The organism is Streptomyces sp. NPDC089424 (assembly GCF_044749345.1).
In the GTDB taxonomy this organism is placed as follows: Bacteria; Actinomycetota; Actinomycetes; order Streptomycetales; family Streptomycetaceae; genus Streptomyces.
Window position 1 is genome coordinate 395,119 of sequence record NZ_JBIVHU010000001.1, and the last position, 15,702, is coordinate 410,820.

At 74.3% G+C, this 15,702-nt stretch carries 15 protein-coding genes and 1 pseudogene; 11 read left to right on the plus strand and 5 right to left on the minus strand.

Annotated elements, in window-relative coordinates; genetic code table 11:
* Positions 1-106: 106 nt before the first annotated feature.
* The 5 genes and pseudogenes from ACIP2X_RS01615 to ACIP2X_RS01635 form a co-directional block, all read left to right on the plus strand.
* On the plus strand, positions 107-1,087 hold the full coding sequence (locus tag ACIP2X_RS01615; protein WP_401666067.1) for a zinc-binding alcohol dehydrogenase: 981 nt from the start codon (positions 107-109) through the stop codon (positions 1,085-1,087).
* A gap of 89 nt (positions 1,088-1,176) precedes the next feature.
* Positions 1,177-1,575: a 6-pyruvoyl trahydropterin synthase family protein gene (locus ACIP2X_RS01620; RefSeq protein ID WP_401666069.1), complete on the plus strand. Its 399-nt coding sequence runs from the start codon at positions 1,177-1,179 to the stop codon at positions 1,573-1,575.
* Complete coding sequence (locus ACIP2X_RS01625) at positions 1,572-2,744, plus strand: glycosyltransferase family 4 protein (RefSeq protein WP_401666071.1); 1,173 nt, start codon at positions 1,572-1,574, stop codon at positions 2,742-2,744. The genes ACIP2X_RS01620 and ACIP2X_RS01625 overlap by 4 nt, the downstream gene beginning before the upstream one ends.
* Positions 2,741-3,778: a hypothetical protein gene (locus tag ACIP2X_RS01630; protein ID WP_401666073.1), complete on the plus strand. Its 1,038-nt coding sequence runs from the start codon at positions 2,741-2,743 to the stop codon at positions 3,776-3,778. Before ACIP2X_RS01625 ends, ACIP2X_RS01630 begins: the two co-directional genes overlap by 4 nt.
* A gap of 212 nt (positions 3,779-3,990) precedes the next feature.
* Positions 3,991-4,737 (plus strand): annotated as a pseudogene (locus tag ACIP2X_RS01635) (YbhN family protein); the annotation flags it as partial.
* A gap of 110 nt (positions 4,738-4,847) precedes the next feature.
* Here the strand turns inward: ACIP2X_RS01635 and ACIP2X_RS01640 are convergent.
* A complete protein-coding gene (locus ACIP2X_RS01640) occupies positions 4,848-5,621 on the minus strand; it encodes a creatininase family protein (RefSeq protein ID WP_401666075.1) in 774 nt (257 codons plus the stop codon).
* 38 nt (positions 5,622-5,659) lie between these two features.
* Here ACIP2X_RS01640 and ribA point away from each other — a divergent pair, with 38 nt between their 5' ends.
* The 4 genes from ribA to ACIP2X_RS01660 all read left to right on the plus strand — a co-directional run bounded on the left by ribA (position 5,660) and on the right by ACIP2X_RS01660 (position 9,760).
* A complete protein-coding gene (gene ribA, locus ACIP2X_RS01645) occupies positions 5,660-6,319 on the plus strand; it encodes a GTP cyclohydrolase II (protein WP_401666077.1) in 660 nt (219 codons plus the stop codon).
* 96 nt (positions 6,320-6,415) lie between these two features.
* On the plus strand, positions 6,416-7,561 hold the full coding sequence (locus tag ACIP2X_RS01650) for an NAD(P)/FAD-dependent oxidoreductase (RefSeq protein ID WP_401666079.1): 1,146 nt from the start codon (positions 6,416-6,418) through the stop codon (positions 7,559-7,561).
* Positions 7,558-8,610: a saccharopine dehydrogenase gene (locus tag ACIP2X_RS01655; protein ID WP_401666081.1), complete on the plus strand. Its 1,053-nt coding sequence runs from the start codon at positions 7,558-7,560 to the stop codon at positions 8,608-8,610. Before ACIP2X_RS01650 ends, ACIP2X_RS01655 begins: the two co-directional genes overlap by 4 nt.
* Position 8,611: 1 nt before the next feature.
* A complete protein-coding gene (locus ACIP2X_RS01660) occupies positions 8,612-9,760 on the plus strand; it encodes a saccharopine dehydrogenase family protein (protein WP_401666083.1) in 1,149 nt (382 codons plus the stop codon).
* Here the strand turns inward: ACIP2X_RS01660 and ACIP2X_RS01665 are convergent.
* From ACIP2X_RS01665 to ACIP2X_RS01675, 3 genes are all read right to left on the minus strand, one after another.
* Positions 9,747-10,979, minus strand: coding sequence for a serine hydrolase domain-containing protein (locus ACIP2X_RS01665; RefSeq protein ID WP_401666085.1), 1,233 nt, complete (start codon positions 10,977-10,979; stop codon positions 9,747-9,749). The genes ACIP2X_RS01660 and ACIP2X_RS01665 overlap by 14 nt on opposite strands.
* A gap of 67 nt (positions 10,980-11,046) precedes the next feature.
* Complete coding sequence (locus ACIP2X_RS01670) at positions 11,047-12,393, minus strand: MFS transporter (RefSeq protein ID WP_401666088.1); 1,347 nt, start codon at positions 12,391-12,393, stop codon at positions 11,047-11,049.
* Entirely contained in the window at positions 12,390-12,974 is a 585-nt protein-coding gene (locus ACIP2X_RS01675; protein WP_401668774.1) for a TetR/AcrR family transcriptional regulator, read from the minus strand. Before ACIP2X_RS01675 ends, ACIP2X_RS01670 begins: the two co-directional genes overlap by 4 nt.
* A gap of 83 nt (positions 12,975-13,057) precedes the next feature.
* On the opposite strand from ACIP2X_RS01675, the gene ACIP2X_RS01680 reads away from it, so the two are divergent.
* Both ACIP2X_RS01680 and ACIP2X_RS01685 read left to right on the plus strand, forming a co-directional pair.
* Entirely contained in the window at positions 13,058-13,483 is a 426-nt protein-coding gene (locus ACIP2X_RS01680; protein ID WP_401666090.1) for a PPOX class F420-dependent oxidoreductase, read from the plus strand.
* A gap of 116 nt (positions 13,484-13,599) precedes the next feature.
* A complete protein-coding gene (locus ACIP2X_RS01685) occupies positions 13,600-14,136 on the plus strand; it encodes a hypothetical protein (RefSeq protein WP_401666092.1) in 537 nt (178 codons plus the stop codon).
* A gap of 52 nt (positions 14,137-14,188) precedes the next feature.
* Here ACIP2X_RS01685 and ACIP2X_RS01690 read toward each other — a convergent pair whose 3' ends face one another.
* Positions 14,189-15,679 carry an MFS transporter gene (locus tag ACIP2X_RS01690; protein ID WP_401666094.1) on the minus strand — a complete coding sequence of 497 codons (1,491 nt, stop codon included), beginning with the start codon at positions 15,677-15,679 and terminating at the stop codon, positions 14,189-14,191.
* Positions 15,680-15,702: the final 23 nt, after the last annotated feature.

Below are 15,702 nucleotides of genomic sequence, written 5' to 3' on the forward strand. Positions count from 1 at the left end.
GCACATCCTCCGGCCAGGTGACAGAGTCGATCATGCCGCGTACTGTGCGCGGCCTGTGCACACCTCCGTACGTGCACCACCTGCCGATCGTTCAGGAGGAACGCCGATGATCCGCGCCGCACGGGCGTTCTGGCTCAGCTCCCCGGGGCGGGGAGAGATCCGGGACGTCGAGCTTCCGGAGCCCGCCGAGGGCGAGGTGCTGGTCCGCTCCCTCTGGTCCGGCGTCAGCCGTGGCACGGAGACGCTGGTCTTCCGGGGCGGGGTCCCGCGGAGCCAGCACACGGCCATGCGGGCGCCGTTCCAGGAGGGCGACTTCCCGGCGCCGGTGAAGTACGGCTACCTCAACGTCGGCGTGGTGGAGGAGGGCCCGGCCGAACTGGCCGGCCGTACCGTCTTCTGCCTCTACCCGCATCAGACCCGGTACGTCGTCCCCGCGGCCGCCGTGACCCCCGTACCGGAGCACGTGCCCGCCCACCGCGCGGTCCTCGCCGGCACCGTGGAGACCGCCGTCAACGCCCTCTGGGACGCGGCGCCCCTGGTCGGCGACCGGATCGCCGTGGTCGGTGGCGGCATGGTCGGCTGCTCGGTGGCCGCGCTGCTGGCCCGCTTCCCCGGCGTACGGGTGCAGTTGGTCGACGCCGACCCCGCCCGCGCCGGCGTGGCCGAGGCGCTCGGCGTCGATTTCGCCGCGCCCGACGACGCGCTCGGCGACTGCGACCTCGTCGTGCACGCCAGCGCGACCGAGCAGGGCCTTTCCCGGTCGCTGGAACTCCTCGCACCCGAGGGCACGGTGATCGAACTCAGCTGGTACGGGGACCGGCGCGTCGCCCTCCCGCTCGGCGAGGCCTTCCACTCCCGGCGGCTGACGATCCGCAGCAGCCAGGTGGGCACCGTCTCCCCGGCCCGCCCTGGCCGGACGTACGCCGACCGGCTCGGTCTGGCCCTCGACCTGCTCGCCGACCCCGCGCTCGACGCGCTCGTCACCGGGGAGTGCGCCTTCGAGGAACTCCCGGACGTGCTGCCCCGGCTCGCCTCCGGCCAGATCCCGGCGCTCTGCCACCGGGTGCGGTACCCCGAAAGCGCCTGACCTCAGAAAAGAGGTACGAGCCGCTGAACATGGGAAGGACACGAGCCGTACTACTCGGCATCCATGCCCCGCACCTGGAGGGTCGTCCGTTGTTCAGTGTCACCGTCCGCGATCACATCATGATCGCCCACAGCTTCCGCGGCGAGGTCTTCGGCCCCGCGCAGCGCCTGCACGGAGCGACGTTCCTGGTGGACGCCACGTTCCGGCGCGAGCAGCTGGACGACGACAACATCGTCGTCGACATCGGACTTGCCACCCGGGAACTCGGCGCCGTGGTCAGCGAGCTGAACTACCGCAACCTCGACAACGAGCCCGACTTCGCCGGGATCAACACCTCCACCGAGTTCCTGGCGAAGGTCATCGCCGACCGGCTCGCCGAGCGCGTGCACAAGGGCGCGCTGGGGGAGGGGGCGAAGGGGCTCGCGGGGATCACGGTCACTCTGCACGAGTCGCACGTCGCCTGGGCCGCCTACGAGCGTGCCCTGTGACCGACACGACCGTGGAGAAGCTCTCCCTCGTGCCCGCCCAGGCGGCCCCCAGGAACGGCGAGATCGTCCCCATGTCCCTGCGCACCGTGCACTTCGTCATGCCGGGCGGCGTCGACGACCCGGCCGCACCCAGCGGCGGCAACGCCTACGACCGGCGGGTCTGCCTGGACCTGCCCGGCTTCGGCTGGCGGGCCCACAAGCAGCCGGTGGACGGCTCCTGGCCCCGGCCGGGCGCGGCCGCCCGCACCGAACTCGCCCGCACGCTGCGCGACCTGCCGGACGGCGCGGTGGTGCTGCTCGACGGGCTGGTCGCCTGCGGCGTACCGGAGATCGTGGTGCCCGAGGCCGAACGGCTGCGGCTCGCCGTCCTGGTGCACCTGCCACTCGGCGACGAGACGGGGCTCGACCCCGCGGTGGCCGCCGAGCTCGACGCCAAGGAACGCGCGGTCCTGCGGGCCGTCGGTGCCGTGATCGCCACCAGCGACTGGGCGGTCCGCCGGCTCGTCGCCCATCACGGACTGGCCCCCGACCGTGTCCATGTGGCCGCCCCCGGCGCCGACATCGCCCCCCTCGCCTCCGGCACCGACGGCGTCTCCCGCCTGCTGTGCGTCGCCGCCGTCACCCCGCGCAAGGGACAGCACCGGCTGGTCGAGGCCCTCGCCGGGGTGAGCGACCTGCCCTGGAGCTGCGTGTGCGTCGGCGGTCTCGGCCAGGACCCCGAGTACGTGGCGCACCTGCGGCAACTGATCGCGCGGCACGGCCTCCAGGACCGCGTCGAGCTCGCCGGCCCCCGGTCCGGCGCCGGCCTCGACGCCAGCTACGCCGCCGCCGACCTGATGGTCCTCGCCTCCTACGCCGAGACCTACGGCATGGCGGTCACCGAAGCACTCGCGCGCGGCATCCCGGTGCTGGCCACGGACGTCGGGGGCATCCCCGAGGCGCTCGGCCGCGCCCCCGACGGCGGCGTCCCCGGCATCCTCGTCCCGCCGGAGGACCCCGCCGCGCTCGCCGCCGAGCTGCGCCACTGGTTCGGCGAGGCCGACGTACGCCGCCGTCTGAAGTCGGCCGCCCGGGGCCGGCGTGCCGCGCTCGACGGCTGGGCGACGACCGCGAAGCACCTGGCCGGCGTCCTGAGCCGGCTTCCCAGCGAACCCCGGAGGGCGGCATGAGCGGAACGACAGCGGCTGCACACGACACGGGGAGCACCGATGCGGTGCCCGGACGACCCGGCACGAGGACCGCGCCGGACGCCGCGTCCGCCGAGGAGGCCGCACCCGGCCCGGTCACCGTCATACCGGGCGCCGGCCCCACCGGCCCCCGCCCCGGGGAGCGTCCCACGCTGCGGCTGCGGGAGGCGGACCCCGGGGACGAACAGCCGCGCTACGCCCCCGAGTGGCTGGAGCTGCGGGAGGGCGCAGACGCGGCCGCGCGGGCGAACGACCTGCTCGACCCGCTGCGCACCCGGCTGGCGAACATGCCGACGCGCTCCGGCGGGGCCGCCGTGCACGACCTGGGCTGCGGCACCGGCTCGATGGGACGCTGGCTCGCGCCCCGGCTCGACGGCGCCCAGCACTGGATCCTGCACGACCGCGACCCCTACCTCCTGCACTTCGCCGCCGTGGCCTCCCCGCGCTCCGGAGCCGACGGCAGCCGCGTCACTGTCGAGACCCGGCGCGGCGACGTCGCCCGTCTCACCCCGGACGCCCTGGCCGGGGCCTCGCTGGTCACCGCGTCCGCGCTGCTCGACGTCCTGACCCGCGAGGAGGTCGACACCCTCGCCGCCGCCTGCGCCGGGGCCGGCTGCCCGGCGCTGCTCACCCTCTCCGTGGCCGGCCGCGTCGAACTCACCCCAGGGGACCCGCTCGACGCGCAGATCACCGAGGCGTTCAACGCGCACCAGCGCCGGGGCGGCCTCCTCGGCCCGGACGCGGTCGGCGCGGCGTGCGACGCCTTCGCCGAGCGCGGCGCGACGGTGCACGTCCGGCCCAGTCCCTGGCGGCTCGGCCCGGACGAGGCCGAGCTGACCGCGCAGTGGCTGCGCGGCTGGGTCGGCGCGGCCGTCGAGGAGCGGCCCGACCTCGCGGAACCGGCCGGCAAGTACCTCGCCGCCCGCCTCGCGGCCTGCGCCGCGGGCGAGTTGCGCGTCACCGTCCACCACAACGACCTCCTGGCACTGCCCCACCCCACGAACGGCACCCCATGACGGCCCCGACAGCGAGCGTCCCGACGGCGGTTGTCCCGGGGGCAGGCGCCCCCACCTTGTATGTCCCGGCGGCGAGCGCCCCCGAGGAGAACGCGCACGGGGCGAGCGGCTCCGCGCCAGCGCCCGCGACCTCGGCTCGCGCGTCGTCGCGTGCCCGGGCCCTGCGCCGGCACCTCGGCACCCTCGCCGGTGTCGTGATCCTCGCTGTTCTGATGTGGCGGGTGGGGACCGGGGTCCTCCTGGACGGGCTGCGGCGGATCGACGCGCTCACGCTGCTCGCGGCGCTCGGCATCGGCCTGGTGACCACCGCGTTCAGCGCCTGGCGCTGGCAGGTGGTGGCGCGCAGCCTGCACATCCGGCTGCCGCTCGGACCGGCGCTGGCCGACTACTACCGCGCCCTGTTCCTCAACGCCGCCCTCCCCGGCGGCGTCCTCGGCGACGTGCACCGGGCGGTGCGGCACGGGCGGAGCGCCGGTGACCTCGGCCGCGGCGTCCGCTCGGTGGTGCTGGAGAGGACCGCGGGCCAAGTGGTGCTGGCCGTGGCCGGGGTGGCGGTCCTGTTGACCGTCCCGTCCCCGGTGCTCGACGAGACCCGCCACATCGCCCTGCTGCTGACGCCCGCCGCGGCCGGCGCCCTCGCGATCGGCCTCGCCCTGCGCGGCAGGCGGACCCCGGCCGCCCGCCGGCGCCGCGCCCTGATCGACGAGGCCCGCGCCGCCCTGCTGTCCCGGCGCAACGGACCGGGCGTCATCGGCTCCTCCGTCGTGGTCCTCGCGGGCTACGTGGCGATGTTCCTGCTCGCCGCCCGGGTCACCGGCACCGACGCCTCCGCGGTCGTACTGCTGCCCCTCGCCGTGCTCGCGCTGCTCGCGATGAGCCTGCCGCTCAACGTCGGCGGCTGGGGGCCGCGCGAGGGCGTCACCGCCTGGGCGTTCGGCGCCGCCGGGCTCGGCACCGGCGACGGACTGGCCGTCGCGGTGGTCTACGGCGTGCTGAGCCTCGTGGCGAGTCTGCCCGGCGTCCTCGTCCTCGTCGCCCGCTGGTACCCGGGCACGCGCGAGCGTCGGGGCTACCGCGCGTCGCCCGAGAGCAGCGAGAAATACGCCCCGAACGATTCCGCCAGGCTCGCCAGCAGCACCTTGCCCTTTTCCGCATCCCCGAGCGAAGGACGGCCGATGACACCCGAATCGGTGTAGGCGGACATTCCCAGGCTGAGCAGATGACGCCGGTCGTCCGCCACGAAATCGGTGCTCTCATGACCGGGCCTCACCAATTCCGGATGAGAGTGCAGAAGGATGGAGGTCTCGATTTCCCCCGCGTGCATGTCGGTGAGCAGCGAGGTCCGCACCCCGGCCCGCTCCCGAGCCGTCTCCCAGTCCTCCGCGGCCGGGAACAACGCCATTCGCTCACCACGCGCGGAGGATTCCTGAACGACGTTTCCGAGGACATAGTTGCCCCCGTGCCCGTTGACGAGGACCAGCGCCTCGACGCCCGAGCGGCGGAGCGACTCGGCTATGTCCCGTACCACCGCGTGCAGGGTCACGGAGGAGATGCTGACGGTCCCCGGCCAGGCCGCGTGCTCGTGCGAGCAGGAGATCGTCACCGGAGGAAGGAGGTGCACCGGGTACGTGTCGGCGATCTCTCGCGCGACGGCGCAGGCGATGAGCGTGTCGGTCGCCAACGGCAGGAAGGGCCCGTGCTGTTCGAAACTGCCCACGGGAAGGACGGCGACCTGCCGTGAGACTTCGGCGCCCCGCTTCCGTACGTCCTCCGTGGTGTCCCCGGGCAGCAGACCGTGCCGCACCGCGCCGGATCCAGCCGACCGTATTTCCGAACCACTCATTTCTTCACGGCCTTTCGTCTCTGCTTAGGAAACAGATCATGACAGAAAACATCGGCGTCATCGGTACGAAGCCGGCGCAGCGCACCGGCGTGGAACGCATCGTGAATGCGCCACTCCCCACGGTGTACGGGCAATTCCGGGCGGTCGGCTACCTCGACCACGACCGCGGCGACGAACAAGTGGCCCTGGTGTACGGCGACATCGGCGCCGAGGGCGTGCTCACCCGGCTGCACTCGGAGTGCCTCACCGGCGACGCCTTCGGCTCCCAGCACTGCGAATGCGGCGACCAGCTCGCCGCCGCCCTGCGGGCCGTCGCCGCCGAAGGCAGCGGCGTGGTCGTCTACTTGAGAGGGCACGAGGGCCGCGGCATCGGCCTGCTCGCCAAGCTGCGCGCGATGGCCCTGCAGGCGGAGGGGCTGGACACCGTCGAGGCCAACCTGGCGCTCGGCCTGCCGGTGGACGCCCGCGACTACGGTGTCGCCGCGGAGATCCTGCGCGACCTCGGGGTGTCCTCGGTGCGACTCATGTCGAACAACCCGCGCAAGCGTGAGGCCCTGCTGCGGCACGGCATCACGGTCGCCGAGCAGGTGCCGCTGCTGATCCCGCCGTGCGAGAACAACATCACGTATCTGCGGACGAAGCGGGAGCGGCTGGACCACCATCTGCCGCACCTGGACGCGGTCGCGCACTGGTCCTGACCCGGAGCGGGAAGTGTCCTGACCGGACAGAAGGGGGATACGGGAGAGCAGCCCCGGCGCACGTGCCGGGGCCACCCCCGCCCGAAGGAGTACCGCGTGGTGGAACGAGCCTCGGTCGTCGTCGTGGGCGGCGGTGTGACGGGTACCAGCATCGCCTGTCACCTGGCGCGTGCCGGCGTCCCCGACGTGGTTCTGGTCGAGCGTGGCGAACTGGCCTGCGGTTCCACCTCGAAGGCGGCGGGCGGGGTGCGGGCGCAGTTCTCCGACGAGCTCAACATCCAGCTAGGCGCGCGCAGTCTGGAGGCGTTCGGCCGCTTCGAGCGGGACACCGGGTACGACATCGGCCTGCACCGGGTCGGGTACCTCTTCCTGCTGTCGACGCCCGAGCAGGTCGCGGCCTTCGAGGCGGGCGTGCGGCGGCAGAACGACCTCGGCGTGCCCAGCCGGCTGATCGGCCCGGACGAGGCCGCCCGCCTGTCGCCGCTGATCACCACCGACGGACTGCTGGCCGCCGCCTGGTCGCCCGACGACGGCCACTGCACCCCCGAGGCCGTCGTCCACGGCTACGCGGCCACCGCCCGCCGCCACGGCGCGACCGTCCTGCGGCACTGCGCGCTCACCGGCATCGAACTGCGCGGCGACACCATCACCGCCGTCATGACCAGCAAGGGCCGGATCGCCACCGACACGGTGATCTGCGCGGCCGGCGCCTGGTCGGGACAGGTCGCCGCGACGGTCGGCGTCGACCTGCCGGTGGAGCCGCTGCGCCGGCAGATCGCGGTCACCGAACCGGTCCCCGGCCTGCCGCCGAGCCTCCCCATGACCATCGACTTCGGCACCAGCCTCTACTTCCACGCCGAGGGTCCCGGTCTGCTCGTCGGCATGTCCGACCCGGACGAGACCCCGGGCTTCGCCACCGACACCCACGACCGCTGGATCCCCGGCCTGTGCGAGGCCATGGCCCGGCGCGCCCCGGCCCTGCTCGACCTGCGCCGCACCGGCGGCTGGGCGGGCCTGTACGAGATCACCCCGGACCACAACGCGCTGATCGGCGAGGCCTCCTCACCGTCCCGCTTCCTGTACGCGACGGGCTTCTCCGGGCATGGCTTCCTCCAGGGGCCGGCCGTGGGCGAGGTCGTGCGCGACCTGTATCTCGGCCACGTACCCTTCGTGGACGTCCGCCCCCTGAGCGCCGACCGCTTCGCGGCCGACGCCCCGCGCCCGGAGGCCAACCTCGTATGACCGAGCTGCACCTGTGGCTGCGCCACGAGACCCGCCGAACCGAACGCCGCACGCCGATCGTGCCCGCCGACGCCGCCCGGCTGACCGGGAGCGGGATCACCGTCACGGTCGAGGAGTCGCCCCAACGGGTGTTCCCCGTCGAGGAGTACGCGGCGGCCGGCTGCCGCGTCGCGGCCCCGGACTCCTGGGCCTCGGCGCCGCCCGGCACGGTGATCCTCGGCCTCAAGGAACTCCCCGACCGGCCGCACGCCCTGACGCACCAGCACATCTACTTCGGCCACGCCTACAAGGGCCAGCCCGGCGCCGCGGACCTGCTGCGCCGCTTCACCGCGGGCGGCGGCACCCTGCTCGACCTGGAGTACCTGGTCGACGACGACGGCCGCCGGCTGGCCGCGTTCGGGTTCTGGGCCGGCTACCTGGGCGCCGCCCTCGCCGTCCTGCAGCACCGCGGCCGGCTCACCGCCCCGCTGACCCCCACCGCCAAGGAGGAGCTGGACGAGACCCTGCGTCCCGCCGCCGGGGACCCGGACGTCACGGCGCTCGTCATCGGCGCCCTGGGCCGCAGCGGACGGGGCGCGCGCGTCGCCCTGCGGACCGCGGGGGTGGACCCCACCTGCTGGGACCTCGCCGAGACCCGCGCCCTGGACCGGCCGGCCCTGCTGGGCCACGACCTCCTGGTCAACGCCGTGCTCGCCACCACGCCGGTTCCCCCGTTCCTGCGCGAGCGGGACCTCGACGACCCCGCCCGGCGGCTGCGCACGGTCTGCGACGTCACCTGCGACGTCGGCTCGCCCCTCAACGTGCTTCCGGTCTACGACCGCGTCACCGACTGGGCCGAGTCCGTACGGCGACTGCGCAAGGAGCCCGAGCTCGACCTGATCGCCATCGACAACCTGCCGTCCCTGCTGCCGAAGGAGTCCAGCACCGACTTCTCGGCGGCGCTCACGCCCCAGCTGCTCGACTTCTGGACGGGCGGGGCGTGGGGCCGCTGCCGTGACCGGTTCCGGGCGGCGCTCGCCGGAGGGGACGTCGAGGAGAGGGAGTCCTGAGGTGACCGAAGCGCGCGTTCCCGCGAGCGGCACCGTCCACTGGGTCGGCGCGGGACTGTCCACCGGCAGCGGGCCCGCCATGCTGTGCGACACCGCCGAGCGGGTACGGCTCTGGCACCGCACCCCGGAGCGCGCCGCCGCGGCCCTGGACCGGCTGGGCCTCACCGGCCGCGCCGAGCCCCGCGCCGGTGGGCTCCCCGCGCTCGCCGCCGAACTGGCGCCCGGCGACGTCGTCGTGTCGATGCTGCCCGCGTCCGAGCACGCCGCGCTGCTCGCGGCCTGCGTCGCGCACGGGGCCCATTTCGCCTGCTCCAGCTACGTCTCCGAAGCGCTGCTCGCCCAGGTGCCCGCGGCCGGCCGGGCCGGGCTGACGGTCCTCACCGAGGCGGGCCTCGACCCGGGGATCGACCACCTCTTCGCGCACGGCCTCGTCGCCCGGGCGCGCACGGCGATCGGCGACGCGGACCCGGCGACGTACCACCTCACCTCGTACTGCGGTGGCGTCCCGGCGGTGCCGAACGACTTCCGGTACCGCTTCAGCTGGGCGCCCGCCGGGGTCCTGGGCGCGCTGCGCTCACCGGCCCGCTACATCGAGGACGGCGCGCCGAGGATGGCGGAACGGCCCTGGGAGGCGACGCGGCCGCACACCGTCGGCGGCGAGACCTTCGAGGCCTACCCCAACCGGGACAGCGTGCCCTTCATCGCCCAGTACGGGCTGCCGGCCGCCTGGACGCCGCGCACCTTCGTGCGGGGCACGCTGCGTCTTGAGGGCTGGCTGAAGGCCTGGGCGGAGGTGTTCGAGGAGCTCAGGGCCGGCGACGACGCCCGGATCGGCGCGCTCGCGGGGGAGTTGGCGCGGCGCCACCCGACCACCGACACCGACCGCGACCGGGTCGTGCTCGCCGTGCGCCTGGAGGTGCGCGGCGCGGCGGGGCGGACCTGGTCGGGCGGCTACCTCCTCGACCTGGTCGGGGACGAGGAGGAGAGCGCGATGGCCCGCTGTGTCTCGCGCCCGCTGGCCGTGGGCGTCCGGCACATCCTGGACGGCTCGCTGCCGCCCGGCCTCAGCCGCGCTGCCGGGACGGCCGCCCGGTCCGAGCGGTGGCTGGACGAACTCGCCGACGCGGGGGTCCCGTTCACGCGTCCTTGATCGCCTCGTGGACGAGTTGCTTGAGGTCGCGGAACATGGTGTGCGAGGTCCGCGGGCGCACCTGCGTCATGAACTGCACCGTCACGTCGCGGCCCGGGTCGACCCAGAACGTGGTGGTCGCGACCCCGGTCCAGCCGAACGTGCCGAGTCCGGCGGGCGCCAGGGTGCGCTGCGGGTCGATGACCACGGAGACGCCGAAGCCGAAGCCGACGCCGTCGTTGCCGGGCTCGTCATGGGCCGGGCGGCTGCCGAAGGAGCGCAGGTCGGCGCCGCCGGGGAGCTGGTTGGAGGTCATCATGTCGACGGTGCCCGGGGTGAGCAGCCGTACCCCGTCGAGTTCCCCGCGGCGGCGCAGCAGCTCCATGAAGCGGTGCATGTCGTAGGCGCCCGCCACCATGCCGCCACTGCCCGACAGGAAGCGCGGCCGGCCCCTCAGCGGCAGTCCGGGGATCGGCTCGATGCCGGTGCCGTCCTCCTTCTCGCCGTACATCTCGGCCAGCCGCCGTGCCTGCCGGTCGTCGACCTCGAATCCGGCGTCCGGCATCCCGAGCGGGCCGAAGATCCGTTCCGCGAGGTGCACGTCGAGCGGCTGCCCGGACACCACCTCCACGATCCGGCCGAGGACGTTGCTGGCGACGGAGTAGTTCCACTGCGTGCCCGGGTCGAACTGCAGCGGCAGGCTCGCGTAGACGTCGATCGTCTCGGCGAGGTCGGCGCCCGGCGGCACCGACGACTCCAGACCGGCCTCGCGGTAGAGGGCGTCGACGGGGTGCGCGTGGTAGAAGGCGAAGGTCAGACCCGCGGTGTGGGTCATCAGGTGCCGGACGAGCATCGGTTCGGCCGGGCGGGTCCGGATGTCGGCGCCGGTTCCGCTCTCGTGGACCCGCGCGTCGGCGAAGGCCGGCAGATGCCGGGCGACCGGATCGTCCAGCGACAGCCGGCCGTCCTCGACCAGCATCAGCGCGGCGACCGCGGTGAACGGCTTGGTCATCGAGTAGATCCGCCACAGGGTGTCGGGTTCGACGGGGAGCCCGGCGGCGACGTCACGGTGGCCGTGCGTGGTGAGATGCGCGACGCGGCCACCGCGCGCGACACACACGAGGTAGCCGGGCAGTCTGCCCTCGTCCACGTAATGGGCGAAGTACTGGTCGACGCGGTCCAGCGCCTTCGCGTCCAGCCCCACGTCGCCTGGGTCCACCTCTTGTCGCAGCACTGCCATCGCCCTGCCTCCGCTTTTCGTTCCTCGAGGTGGGATCGGGGATACCCCGCCCGCGCGTCCTCAGACCTCATCGTCGCGCAGGAATACGCGAAGGGTCGGCAGGATGATCGGGACGTGCCCGAGTCGTGCCCTTCGTCCGGTCGGGACCCGGCAGCGCGAGAGCCGCCGCCGCACCGGCCGCGGCGAAGCCGGCGAGGACGAGCAGCGGCGTGCCGCCCGCGCCGAGGAGCGGTGCGGCCACCGCGACGCCGAGCACCGGCCCGACGTTCATCGCCGTCTGCTGCAGACCGCCCGCCACTCCCGCCGACGCCACGGGTGCCTGCTGCACGACGACCTGAGTGCCCGTCACCATGACCGTGCCGAAGCCGGCGCCGAGCAGGGCGAATCCGGTGGCGAGGGGGAGCGGACCGGTGGCGGCGGCGAGGACCAGGATTCCCGCGGTGAGAACGGTCATGGCCGCCACGGCCGTTCGGCGGGGGCCCGCCCGGCGCAGCAGCAGCGCGCACACGGGCGCCGACGCCACCATCAGCGTCGCGAGCGGCAGGGTGAGCAGCGCGCTGCGCAGCGGATCGAGACCGAGGGCGTGCTGAAGGGCGTAGGTGGCGGCGAAGAGCGTGCCCGACAGGGCGGCGGAGGCGGCCGTGAGCACCCCGAGCGCGGCGGCGACGGGGCGTGAGCCGATGACGTCCCTGGGCACCAGGGGGTGTGCGCAACGGCGTTCGAGGACGGCGAACGCCATGGCGGCCACCACCGCCAGGACGCAGGTCGCGGCGGTCCGTGTGACCAGCGCGTGCACCAGGCAGGCGAGGGCCGTCGCGAGCAGCGTCGCGCCCGGCAGATCCAGCCGGGTGTCCGGCACGCGGGCCGCACGACCGTCGCCGCGGAGCGCGAGCACGCCGAGGACCAGGGCCGGGACGACGTTGAGGAAGAACACGGACCGCCAGCCGAAGCACTGCACGAGCGCCCCTCCGGCGACCGGGCCCGCGGCGGCCGCCAGCCCGATGGCGGCGGTCCGCGCGGCGAGGGGCCCGCGCAGCCGGTCGGGCGGGAACGCCGCGCGCAGCATGCCGAGCGTGGCGGGCTGCAGCAGCGCCCCGAAGACGCCCTGCGCGACCCGCAGTCCGATCACCCAGCCGACGTCGGCCGCCATCCCGATCCCGGCCGACGTGGCACCGAAGCCGAGCATGCCGAGGGCGTACAGCCGACGATGGCCGTGGCGGTCGCCGAGCCGCCCCGCGAGGACCAGCAGGGCGGCCACGGCGATCAGATAGCCGGTGCTGGTCCACTGGACCTGCGCGAACGACGCGTCCAGGTCCCTTTGCAGGGTGGGCTGCGCGATGGTCAGCACCGTGCCGTCGAGCGCGACGACCATGGCGCCGACCACGCTGCTCACCAGGGCGAGCCGGGGACTCACGGCGCGCCTTCGGGGCCGAGGTGGGCCTCCAGGGCGGTGCGCAGCAGCGGGGTGAGGTCCTCGGTGCCGGCGGCCAGTTGCAGGCTGCCCCAGCTCCCCAGCTGGGCGATGCCGTGCAGTTGGGCCCACAGGGCGGCGGCGACGGTCCGGGCGTCGGCGTCGGGGCGTACCTGGCCGACGAGCTCCACCAGCAGCCCGAACAGCGGAAGGCTGGTGTCCCGCAGGCGCAAGTGCCCGCTCTCCAGCAGGTCGTGACGGAACATCAGCTCGTACATGCCGGGGTTCTCCCGGGCGTACTCCAGGTAGGTCAGGGCCAGCCGGCCGAGCCGTGCGCGCGGGTCCCGGTCCGTCGCCGTGGCCGTCGTCGTGCGCGCGGCGAGTGCGGTGAAGCCGCGCCGGGCGATGGCCGACAGCAGTTCCAGGTGGGTGGGGAAGTGGCGGCGCGGGGCCCCGTGCGAGACGCCGGCCCTGCGGGCGATCTCGCGCAGGGTGAGGGCCTGGGCGCCCTCGCGGGTCACCAGGTCGACGCCGACGTCGACGAGTCGGGAGCGCAGGCCTGCTGCGGATGCGGTGTCGTCCATGGGCATGGACACTGTCTACCACGGCGCGTAGACAGTGTCTACGCGTCGGGAATGGTCCGGGACCGGCGGGAGTTGAGGCAGTCATGGACGAGGACGCGCTGCTGAAGCTGCTCACCGAAGGCCACGGCGGGGTGCTGGTCACCCTCCGGCGGGACGGCCGACCCCAGTTGTCGAACGTCGTGCACGCCTACGACCCCGACGAGCGGGTCATCCGGATCTCGGTCACCGACGACCGCGCCAAGACCCGCAACCTGCGCCGTGACCCGCGCGCCTCCTACCACGTGACCACGGACGACCACCGTGCCTACACCGTCGCCGACGGGACGGCCGACCTGTCACCCGTCGCCGCGGACCCGCACGACGACACGGTCGAGGAACTGGTCCGCCTCTACCGCGACATCGGCGGCGAGCACCCGGACTGGGACGACTACCGCGCCGCCATGGTCCGCGACCGCCGCCTGGTGATCCGCCTGCGGGTGGAGCGGGCCTACGGGGCTCCCCGGCGCTGAGGGGCCAGGGCGGGGCCGGTGCGGCGCGGTGCGTACTCGCGGCGGTGGGTACTCGGTGCGGCGGGGCCGAGACGGCATCGGCCCGGGAACCGCCGCCGGCCCGAGAAGAGACCCGAATGAACGACCGAGCGCACACGGACGCAGCACCCGTGGACGGCACCGCCGCGGACGGCGCCGACCTGCTGGGCATCTACCTCAACGACCATCTGGCGGGCGCCACCGCGGGCAGCGACCGCGCCCGATCGCTCGCCGGAGCCCTCGCGCGGTCGCCGTCCGGACCGGCCCTGCGCACCATCGCCCGGGAGATCGCCGACGACCGGGAGAGCCTGCTCGCGATCATGGACTCGCTCGACGTGCCGGTGCGGCACTACAAGGTGTCCCTCGCCTGGGCCGCGGAGAAGGTCGGGCGGCTGAAGAGCAACGGACGCCTGGTGGGCCGCTCACCGCTGACGTCGCTGGTGGAGCTGGAGGTCCTGCGCCTCGGGGTGCTGGGCAAGGCCGCCGCCTGGCAGACCCTGCGCCTGCTGGCCGAGGCCGACCGCCGGCTCGATCCGGGGCAGCTGGACGAGTTGCTCGCGCGGGCCGAGAGCCAGCAGAGCACGCTGGAGGAACTGCGCCATCGGCAGGTCTCGGAGACCTTCGGGCAGACCTGACGGCGTCCCGCGCCCGCGAGGTGCGCCCCACCCCGCGTCGCCGGGCGCGGCCTCAGGGCTGGCAGGCGTGCGTATGGCTGTGCGCGACCTCGTCCGGACAGCCCCGCCCGTCCCGCCGGTGGTCGCGCAGCCAGTCCCGTACGGCCAGCGCGAACGCGCCCAGTACCGGCAGGACACCGCAGCCGACGGCGAACGCGACGGCGGACCGGTAGTGGCCGATGCCGCCGTCGCCGAGCGTCATGTAGAACAGGCCCGGCAGGGCCGCCGTGCCCACGGCACCGCCCAGTCGCTGCCCGGTCTGCAGGGCGCCGCCCGCCGCCCCCGCCATGGGAACCGGCACGTCCCGCAGGGTCATGGTCACGTTGGGCGAGATCACACAGCCGCTGCCGATCCCGCCGAGGAGCAGTGCCAGGGCCTGGAGCCACACCGCCGTGCCGTCGGGCGCCCACCGCAGGATCAGCGCCGTTCCTCCGAGGCCCACGACGACGGCGGCCAGTCCGCACACCGTCAGCAGCCGGCCCAGCCGCTCCACCAGCCGTCCGGCCACCGCCGCGGCCACGGCGGAGCCGATGGCGAAGGGCGTCACCGCGAGCCCGGACTCCAGGGGCGAGTAGCCCAGCCCGTCCTGGAAGAACAGCGCGAACACCAGCCACACCCCGCTGAACCCCACGAAGTACAGCGTGGCGATGGCGGCGCCCGTGACGTACCCCCGCGTCGAGGTGGCCAGCCGGGGATCGAGCAGGGGCCTGCCATGGCGCGCCGCGACCCGGCGCTCCCACCGGACGAACGCCACGAGGAACGCCGCCGCCACCGGGAACAGCCACCACAGCGTGCGGACGCCGCCCGACTCCGCGAGCACCAGGGGGAGCATCACCGACAGCACGCCCGCGCCCAGCAGCGCGACGCCGGGCAGGTCGAGCCGCTGACCGCCCGAGGGCGCGGCCCGGGGCAGCAGCCGGACACCGAGGATCAGCGCGATCGCCCCGATCGGCACGTTGACGTAGAAGATCCAGCGCCAGCCCCCGGGGCCGTCGGCCAGGGCCAGGATCAGCCCGCCGACGACCGGGCCGACCGCGCTGGAGATGCCGACCGTGGCGCCGAACAGGCCGAAGGCCCGGCCCCGCTCGGCGCCCCGGAACATCTGCTGGATCAGGGCGGAGTTCTGCGGTGCCAGACAGCCCGCGCACACACCCTGCGCGACCCGGGCCACCACGAGCAGCTCGATCGACGGCGCGGCCCCGGCGCCCGCGCTGCACAGCACGAATCCGGCCAGGGCGATCAGGAAGATGCGCCGTCGGCCGATCGTGTCACCGACGCGGCCCGCCGTGACGAGGACCAGGGCGAAGGAGAGGGCGTATCCGGAGACCACCCACTGGATGGCGGGAGCCGTCGCACCCAGGTCGCGCTGCATCGAGGGCAGCGCCACCGCGACGATCGTCACGTCCAGCAGACTCATGAATCCGGCCACCAGCGTGACCCACAGCGCGCGCCAGCGTCTCGGGTCGACCTCGTCGGCCTGCTGCCCGCCCGCCTCGGCTTGCATCGTCACTCCCTACTGCGGCCGTC

Excerpts from the sequence above, each read along its gene's own strand:
- ACIP2X_RS01630 (WP_401666073.1), top strand. The coding sequence starts at position 2,741 with ATGAGCGGAACGACAGCGGCTGCACACGACACGGGGAGCACCGATGCG.
- ACIP2X_RS01640 (WP_401666075.1), bottom strand. The coding sequence starts at position 5,621 with ATGAGTGGTTCGGAAATACGGTCGGCTGGATCCGGCGCGGTGCGGCAC.
- ACIP2X_RS01690 (WP_401666094.1), bottom strand. The coding sequence starts at position 15,679 with ATGCAAGCCGAGGCGGGCGGGCAGCAGGCCGACGAGGTCGACCCGAGA.
- ACIP2X_RS01655 (WP_401666081.1), top strand. The coding sequence starts at position 7,558 with ATGACCGAGCTGCACCTGTGGCTGCGCCACGAGACCCGCCGAACCGAA.
- ACIP2X_RS01615 (WP_401666067.1), top strand. The coding sequence starts at position 107 with ATGATCCGCGCCGCACGGGCGTTCTGGCTCAGCTCCCCGGGGCGGGGA.
- ACIP2X_RS01685 (WP_401666092.1), top strand. The coding sequence starts at position 13,600 with ATGAACGACCGAGCGCACACGGACGCAGCACCCGTGGACGGCACCGCC.
- ribA (WP_401666077.1), top strand. The coding sequence starts at position 5,660 with ATGACAGAAAACATCGGCGTCATCGGTACGAAGCCGGCGCAGCGCACC.
- ACIP2X_RS01665 (WP_401666085.1), bottom strand. The coding sequence starts at position 10,979 with ATGGCAGTGCTGCGACAAGAGGTGGACCCAGGCGACGTGGGGCTGGAC.
- ACIP2X_RS01675 (WP_401668774.1), bottom strand. The coding sequence starts at position 12,974 with ATGGACGACACCGCATCCGCAGCAGGCCTGCGCTCCCGACTCGTCGAC.
- ACIP2X_RS01680 (WP_401666090.1), top strand. The coding sequence starts at position 13,058 with ATGGACGAGGACGCGCTGCTGAAGCTGCTCACCGAAGGCCACGGCGGG.